The organism is Dapis brunnea BLCC-M229 (assembly GCF_050015995.1).
Taxonomy (GTDB): Bacteria; Cyanobacteriota; Cyanobacteriia; order Cyanobacteriales; family Microcoleaceae; genus Trichodesmium.
The window spans coordinates 1-8,484 of sequence record NZ_JBNHEP010000232.1 but is presented as its reverse complement, the minus strand read 5'-3'; the positions used below and the strand labels follow the sequence as shown (position 1 = coordinate 8,484).

Genomic DNA, 8,484 nt, shown 5'->3' with positions numbered 1-8,484 from the left:
ACCTTAAATACTTCTTCATGGCCATCTTTAGCTTTTTTTTACAAACAGTCTCTTAGGTATTTCCAAGTAGTAGCTGAAAATCAGCTCCAGAAAATAATAGGTCTGCGTTTTTTCCTTGGCTTCAAGAACTATAAGGTAGACCGTCAGGAAATAAAAGTTCAACTCGTTTTTCTCGCAGTCTTTTTTCTTCTAAATACATGGCTTCTAACTGACTCACTTCTTCTTCCGATACACCGATTAAACCAGCCATTTTACGAACATATGCTTGCTCACCTTCATGATATTCAGCATCGGCTGAACAAGCCTTAATCGCATAATATATAGCGGCTCTTTTTGCCTTAATTGCTTGAGATGTCCGACTAATAACTTCCTCTAAATCTTCTGTTGCTTCATACTTTTTCATTTCCTCAATCAGTGTGGGTTCCATTCCTCTAACTGCAGAGAAACCTATAATCCAGTCTCTTTCTTCTGGGGCAAGAACTCCATCTCCTTTTGCACAAATAAGCATTGCTTTTGTAAGTGCTTCATAGGTCTCATTAGGAGGAAGCTCACTCAAATGCCACCCAAAAGTATCTTGAAAAAACCACAGACCAAGAATTTTATAAACTTCTTCCACAGATATTGACATAATCATTTTTCTCCTGTACTGTTCATATTTTTGAGAGTTGTTTTCCAAAAGCTGTGAGTGGAGCTTCTGGAAATATTACTTCCGGCTAGAGCCTGCTTAATTCTACTAAGGTATCTGCAAATAAATCAACATAACTGTGTTAACTTTTATCAAGTTACCAAAGGTTAGGCGAATGGAAAAATCTCAAATCAATTAGCTTCATTTTATTATATGGTGTTAAACTGAGTTGTCTAAAATCATACTGTGTATGGCTTTAATATTTTTAAAATTTATGGTTTATACCCTTATCTGAAGTTTGTCATAAACACCATTAGGATACCCACTAGCTCTGTAGAATAAAATTAAGCCATTGCTTGACTAAAACTAGCTTAAAGGATGAAAATGAAACGAAAAAGAAAAAAACACTGCTTAAAAATAGTTCTAGCTTTTTTTTGACATCCTCCTCGGCCTAAAGGCACGGGGATTCCTACCGAGCCTTAGCTCCTCGGTGGGTTGACGTCTCACAGGCTGCTGCTACTTTGGCAGTAGTCTGACGCTTGCCTCCACGTCCGTTTTTTGTCTCGGACTGCCCGCCCGCGACTAATATATTTATGGCTGCATTTTCATCACGGTCGTGTTTGACACCACAGTTAAGACACTCCCATTCTCGCACCTTAAGGTCTAATTTTCCACCTTTAAAACCACAACTAGAGCAAGTCTGACTTGTTGGCTCCCAACGATTAATTACTCTAAAATCACGACCGTATTTTTCTGCTTTTCCTTCTAAAAATGTTCTAAATTTTCTCCATCCTAAGTCTGATATAGCTCTGGATAACTTGCGGTTTTTTATCATTCCAGACACATTCAAATCTTCTAAAACAACTGTTTGGTTTTCACGAATTATTTTAGTAGACAATTTATGCAGAAAATCTGTCCTTGTGTCTTTCAATTTGGCCTGAAATTTACCTACTCCCAATCTGGCTTTTTCATATCGTTTAGAGCCTCTAGTTTTCTTAGATAATGACTTGCTTAATTTTTGATACTTCCTAATCCGTTTTTTCAAGGGTTTCGGTGCGTCAATTTTTGTACCATCGCTCAATGTAGCAAAAGTTTTAATTCCTAAATCTATACCTACTGAATTATCAGTTTGAGGTAAGATTTCTGGTTGTATTTCTACTACAAAGCTGAGAAAATATCTATTAGCTGAATCTTTAATGACTGTTACTGATGATGGAGCAGCAGGTAACTCTCTTGACCAAACTATTTTTAGTTTCCCAATTTTAGCTAAATATACTTTATGTTGACCAAGTTTAAACCCACCCTTTCTAAACCTAGCAGTTTGCTTTGACTTTCTAGTTTTAAATTTAGGAGGTTTAATAGCTATGCCTTTTCTCTGACCTTTGGTTGATTTAAAAAAATTTTGATAAGCTTGATTTAAATCATTTAAAGATTGCTGTAGTGGTATATTAGAAACTTCCGATAACCACTGTCTATCTTCAGTCTTTTTGGCTTGAGTAATAAACAGTTTTTGTAACTCGGAGTTAGTGGGTTTATTCTCTCCTAATTTATACTTTTCTTGGCAGCAAGCTAGACTATCATTCCAAACAACACGAACACAGCCAAATAGCTTGGCCAATTGGTGTTTTTGCCCTGATGTTGGATATATACGATACTTAAATCTAGATTTCATAACCTGACTTGAAAACTAAGAGTATAATAACATGTTTATAGACAATAATCAACTAAAAAGTCGCCCTATAAGGGCGAGGCTTGAAACCCAATTTTTCGGTCAATCACTTTAATTGCCTGTCAACCCACTATCCAATCTAATCCTGAATCAACAGACAAAACGATGCCGGGTAAAGGGGTAACAGTAAGCTCTGGCTCTAGTATCGCAACCTATGCAGCATTTTTAACAGAAGTTATTAATATTGGTCTAGAAAAGCTTGGTTATAAAACTGAAGCCGTCAAACAGCTCAGTGTTCCCATAGTACATATTTCTGTCAGTAAGGGAGGCTTAGATTTCTACACCGATCATTGGGAAAAACTCCAAAATAAATTTTTTATAGAAAACGGAGGTGAAGATAAATTCAAGCGGGTGGGAATTATTGTTGACAATGCTTTGCAAGGGTATCAAATTGACAAAAAAACTGCAGAAAAATATAAAATCACTAGGTTAGAGCAGCTTAAAGATCCCAAAATTGCCCAACTTTTTGACTCAGATGGTGATGGCAAAGCTAACTTAGCAGGTTGTAATCCTGGATGGGGTTGTGAATTAGTGATTGAGCATCACTTGGATGTCTATGGACTGAGAGATACGGTTGAACACGATCAAGGTAATTATGATATTTTGTTGGCAGATGTAGTAGCTCGCAACCGACTGGAAAAACCTATTCTCTATTATGTTTACACTCCTCACTGGGTACCTGCAGTATTAGAACCTGGTAAGGATGCAATCTGGCTAGAAGTGCCTTTTACTTCTCTACCAAAAGAACAGGGAGAAGTGTCGGAACAAGAAACTATGCTAGATGGAAAAAATCTAGGTATTGCAGTTGATAGAGTGCGGATAGTAGCAAACAATAAATTTTTGCAAGCTAATCCAGCAGCCAAACGTCTGTTTGAGCTGGTTTCAATTCCTATTGAAGATGTTAACGCTCAACAAAAACTCGTACAAGATGGTGAAAGTAACTCAGAAGATCTCCGTCGCCATGCAGAGGAGTGGGTCAAGAAAAATCAAGATAAGTTTGATGGTTGGTTAGAAGAAGCAAGAAAGACAGGAACAAATTTGTCAGAGAATTGATGTTTTTTTTTAACTTTTGTAATATAATCCACCATAATAAATAGAACAAATTTAGTTTAGATGAAAATTATTCAGAAAGATAGAGATGGTTTGCAATGTTTTATTGGGTTAGACAGACCAACCCTGAGTCAGCCGAGTAACGGTGGATTGAGGGTCAAAACTTATAAATCTCAGACACTTGCTTGGGAGGACTGTAGAAATTTGTCCCTCGTTATGACCCATAAACATCGTCTGTACAATACAGGTTTTAGCGGTGGTAAAATTGTTGTAGCGATGGCCGATTGTCAAGCCTGCAAGAAAGAGCTATTGAGTTTTATCGGTTCTATGCTGAATGAGCTTAACGGTTTGATGTACACTGGTTGTGACTTAAATACTTCCTTGGAGGACATGGAATATCTCAGAAACCACTGTCCTTATATTCTGGCATCTCTAGATTCTAAAGTTGACCCGAGTATTGCCACAGCTTATGGTGTAGTGGGTAGTATCCAAGGTATTTTTGGAAAAAATCTTGACGGCTTAGTTTTTCTGGTTCATGGTTCGGGAAAGGTGGGTAAAGCTACTGCTATAGCTCTCCAAAAACTGGGAGCAAGTATCATGACTTATGACATTGTACCCCAGCGAGCAGATCTTCCGAATTGCAAGAATATCTCACAGGATCATAACTGGTGGGATATTCCCTGTGATGCATTAGTTCCTTGTTCCATCAGTGGTCTAATTACACCAGAAATTGCCGATTCCTTGAAGTGTCAATATATTGTTGGTTCTGCAAATGTTCCCCTAAGCGAACCTTCGGTACTCGATATTTTACAGGCAAAATCCATCACTTTTATTCCGGAATCAATTAGTAGTGCTGGTGCTGTTATTTGCGACTCAATCGAGTTTTATGCCCCATCAATTTTCAAGCAAGTAGACCCCTGCTATATTTATGCCTTTGTCCAAGAAATTGTTGAAAAAAAAGTCAATGCCTTTTTGGCAGAGTTAACCAATAGCGAAGAATCCTACGAACAAGTCATATCAACCCTGATTTCAGCAGCAGATAAACAACCCAGAGTGGGATGTCAAATGCCAGATTTTTTAGAGAAAAATTAAACCCAAAAGCAGGAAAAAAATCATCATCATTGGAGAATATCTGATATGGCAATTTATATGGCATCTGACTACTCACTCAACACACTTGGAGCAAAACTTTGTCTCGAAGCTGCTGGGGATTTAGTCACAACAGCAATCCAATCCATCCAAAACAGTTCACAAGTAAGACTAGCTGATTACGGTATTGCAGATGGCGGTACTACCCAAGGATTATGGCAGCAAATTTTTGATACAATCAAAAAACAAAATAGCGGGGTTTTTATTGAAGCAATATTTAGTGATTTACCCAGTAATGATTTTAATGCTTTGGGTCAAACTTCATCCTTTTTAATGCAAGACGATCAAAATCTAGTCGTTTCAATGGTTCCACGCTCATTTTATGAACCTGTGTGTCCTCCCAATAGTCTAGACTTTGGCTTCTCCTCCACAGCCATGCACTGGTTAAGTAAGTTGCCTAAACATCTAACCTACCATACCCATATTAATGCTTGTGAGCAAGGGGAAGATAAAGCCATTTTTCAAGCCCAATCTCAGCTTGACTGGACTACTATTCTCCTAGCTAGGGCGAAAGAACTCAAATCTGGGGGGCAAATAGTCAGTGCTAATTTATCCACAGACGAAAAAGGGCGTTATCTAGGCAACAACCAGGTAGACTTGAATATGCATGATGTTCTCCATGAGATTTGGAAACAAATGCAGATTGAGGGTTTAATTAAGCCAGAGGAGTATGTTGACGCTACATTCCAAAATTATTACCGAAAAGAAGCTGAATTTAGTGCCTGTCTTGAAGATTCCCAAAGTGAAGTTTATCAAGCTGGGTTAAGATTAGGGGATATACAAACCATCTTAATTCCCTGTCCTTATCGATCTCAGTACGAAGAAGATGGGGACACTGAGAAATTTGCCCAAGGACTTACCCAAACAATTCGTTCTTGGAGTGAACATACTTTCCGAAATGCCTTCACTAATCGCTCCCATGAAGATGTTTTAGATATTGTCAACCAATTTTACGCAAGATTTACCGCTAGGGTTCGAGAAAATCCCAATCAGTTTTCAATGGATTATTCACACACCCATCTTCGGATTTACAAAGAATAAGCAAAACTAGGATGCTTAAGGCTTTATCGCCTCATAGCATCCTATTCAATAATTAATAATTATTGCTCTGCTGATTAAATCTAAAAGGATTTACAGATAAAGGTTTTAGCTTTTTTAGGTCTTAAAAAAGTACAAGGTTTTCGTTCTAGAGTTCTCAAAAAGTTAGGATTTTGGGTTGACTATTGGCTGAAAAATCAAGGGATAATTCTTCCTTCTGCCTTCTCTAAATTCCCCATTCCTCCTGACTTCCCCTCATATTCCCCTCCTGGGAGGGGCGGGGGTGGGTTGGGTTAGGGGTGGGTTGACTCCTGACTCGGTCCTCCTACCCTCACCCATAAGACTTTTTCAGCAAACCCTAATTAACAATGGCTTTGTTGGATGAAAGTATATAGCTGCCGCACTTGCTTGTGCATATGTACTTCATAAGGTGCGCAAACTGCTGTAACTATTGGACAATAGATGAATCAAACATCAATATAAGACATAAAAAGGCTAAAACCTTTATCTGTAAATACTTTGAGATTTAATCAGCCCACCCTAACTATTGGACAATAGATGAATAGAACATCAATAATCGTGAAACAGAGCGATCGCGTTTCATGTGCGTAGCAAAGCGGAACGAATGTTCTATCGCAAATCAGCAAACCCTAACTAGGGTTTGCTGAAAAAGTCTTTTTTAAGGAGCGGGGGAGTGGGAGAGTAGGGGAGTAGGGGAGTAGGGGAGTAGGGGAGCAGGGGAGGAGTAATTTTTTTGCTATACTCAGCAGCGAAAATACTAACTTTTTGAGCATTAAGAGCTGAAACAGGCGTACTTTTTACCGATCTAAAAAGGCTGAAACCTTTACATATAAAGGTTTTTAGATTTAATCGCCCCCTAACTATTGGACAATAGATGAAAATAACATCAATAATCGCGAAACAGAGCGATGAAGCAGCCGCACTTGCTCCGCGTTTGATATGCCAACCAAAGCGGAATGTCGGTTCTGATATATTCTTTTTTTCACCACCAGGACTTACGCAGATCTACTATATCTAGTAAGGGCGAATGCCATTCGCCCCTACAGATGGTGTGTAATTTGATTTTTTGCGTAAGTCCTGACCACTTCTCCCTCCTGACTCCTGACTCCTGACTCCTTCCTAATTATTTATAACTCCCGACTAGCACTGAGGGGAGATAAATCAAAAGAGGGGGGCTGATCTAAAACTAACTCAGCAAGCAACTTGCCTAAAAGTGGTGTAAACTTAAACGCTTGACCCGATCCACCTGTAAAAAGACTAATTTGTGGATATCCGGGAAGCCGATCTAGCACAAATAAAGTATCTTTTGTCATCATGTATGGACTAAAATACAGACCCACACACTCCTTAATTCCATCCCAATTATTACGAAGGAATTGATCGAGTAACTGCGCAAGCTCTGAATCGGGTTCTCTCACAAATGTACTCATGGTTTTTGTGCGGAGTTCTGGTGGACACCAATCAATCCCAACTTTGATAAGTGATGTTTCAGGAGTATGACAAGGAAATCCGTAGTAGAGTCCACCATCGTTACTATCTGGCTTTTCTTGCTGAAAACAGAACCATTGTGGGAACTGATCTCGTAAAGTCTCTTCCACCCGATAATGTCCCCATAACATCGGCCAAATTTCTAAATTGAGGGGATCTGTAAATGAACTGAGTAAATCATTAGTCCAAGCCCCAGCAGTCAATACAACTTGATTGGCTAAAAATGTATTTCCCGATCGTGTTTTGATTTCAACCGTGCTACTAGGAGTGCAGTTGAGACTAACAGTTTCTTCCCCTGTGTGGATAGATACGCCATTAGTTTCGGCTTGAGATCGAAATAGCTCAATAGCTTTTGTAGACCAAACCATACCGGAAGTGCTTTCAAACAAACCGATAAAATCTGGTTTAGGACGCATTGGCCAACGTTCTTGAAGTTGTTCAGCATTTAAGGCTTCAAATGGAATTCCTTTCTTTTCCATCACTCGACGAGCACCTGGAATACTACCTTCTATTGTTTCTTCATCCCAAGCTTCGCCGTAGAAGAGCAAGCCATTTTGTCTCAGTAACTGACAATCATGTTGAGCTTCAAGCATTTCCCACTCTTTCAAGCTTTCCTCTTGCAATTCTGATAGATATTCATTAGAATACATTCGGCGATACATCCGTTCATCGCCATAGGAACTGTTATTGGGATTAGGGATAGAGTCTTTCTCTAGCAATATAATTTGTAGATGTTGTTTCTGGCTGAGGTAATATGCTGTTGCCAGACCCGCAATACCAGCACCAATAATAACTACATCTGCATTGAAATATGCTGTTGTTTCTGCCATTAAGTTTCTACCTAAATTATGATGTTCGGTAGTATTATAAATTATATAATCGGGCGATCGCCATATCCGGTTACTTGATATTGATATTATAGCAGAATAAAGAAGGAAGAATTCATTAATGGATAATGGATAATTGATAATTGATAATTACCTCTGGTTAAAACCTTACGGGAATTGAATATAAGGAAATATCCTAGCACTTTTCTCTTGGTCGATTGGATATGGCGTTTTGCTGGCGCATAACTTCGTTAACGGCTAAGAGCCGACATGAAAAGCGTTAGCGCAGCTCCTCTGTAAAGAGGCAGCTCCTCTATTAGCGCAGCTCCTCCGCAGGAGGCAAGAGGCAGCGACTCTGCTTTCTTCGAGAAACCTAGCCATCCCATCCTTCGGACTGCTCCGCAAACGACCGCTGTCTTGGTCGATTGGATATGGCGAGGTCTCCTCGCCATCCCATCCTAACGGACTGCTCCGCAAACGACCGCTTTTTCTCCTTGCTCATGAGAGGCTTTAAACCAGAATTATTTAATTATTAATTATTAACAATTAATAATTCG

General features: G+C 39.1%; 6 protein-coding genes. 3 read left to right on the top strand and 3 right to left on the bottom strand.

Annotated features, from left to right (window positions below):
* Positions 1 to 121 precede the first annotated feature (121 nt).
* Together ACP6PM_RS27020 and ACP6PM_RS27015 are read right to left on the bottom strand one after the other, a co-directional pair.
* Positions 122 to 628 (bottom strand): TerB family tellurite resistance protein, encoded by a 507-nt coding sequence (locus tag ACP6PM_RS27020; RefSeq protein ID WP_426589989.1) that lies wholly within the window; start codon positions 626 to 628, stop codon positions 122 to 124.
* A gap of 466 nt (positions 629 to 1,094) precedes the next feature.
* Positions 1,095 to 2,297: an RNA-guided endonuclease InsQ/TnpB family protein gene (locus ACP6PM_RS27015; RefSeq protein ID WP_426589988.1), complete on the bottom strand. Its 1,203-nt coding sequence runs from the start codon at positions 2,295 to 2,297 to the stop codon at positions 1,095 to 1,097.
* Positions 2,298 to 2,387: 90 nt separating this feature from the next.
* Here ACP6PM_RS27015 and proX point away from each other — a divergent pair, with 90 nt between their 5' ends.
* Genes proX through ACP6PM_RS27000 form a run of 3 tightly spaced genes read left to right on the top strand, consistent with a single transcriptional unit; the run spans position 2,388 to position 5,594 of the window.
* Positions 2,388 to 3,407: a glycine betaine/L-proline ABC transporter substrate-binding protein ProX gene (gene proX / locus ACP6PM_RS27010; protein WP_426589990.1), complete on the top strand. Its 1,020-nt coding sequence runs from the start codon at positions 2,388 to 2,390 to the stop codon at positions 3,405 to 3,407.
* A 60-nt stretch (positions 3,408 to 3,467) separates the two neighbouring features.
* A complete protein-coding gene (locus ACP6PM_RS27005; protein ID WP_426589987.1) occupies positions 3,468 to 4,496 on the top strand; it encodes a Glu/Leu/Phe/Val dehydrogenase dimerization domain-containing protein in 1,029 nt (342 codons plus the stop codon).
* Between the two features lie 45 nt (positions 4,497 to 4,541).
* Positions 4,542 to 5,594 carry a class I SAM-dependent methyltransferase gene (locus ACP6PM_RS27000; protein ID WP_426589986.1) on the top strand — a complete coding sequence of 351 codons (1,053 nt, stop codon included), beginning with the start codon at positions 4,542 to 4,544 and terminating at the stop codon, positions 5,592 to 5,594.
* 1,145 nt (positions 5,595 to 6,739) lie between these two features.
* Here the strand turns inward: ACP6PM_RS27000 and ACP6PM_RS26995 are convergent.
* Complete coding sequence (locus tag ACP6PM_RS26995) at positions 6,740 to 7,930, bottom strand: FAD-dependent oxidoreductase (protein WP_426589985.1); 1,191 nt, start codon at positions 7,928 to 7,930, stop codon at positions 6,740 to 6,742.
* Positions 7,931 to 8,484: the final 554 nt, after the last annotated feature.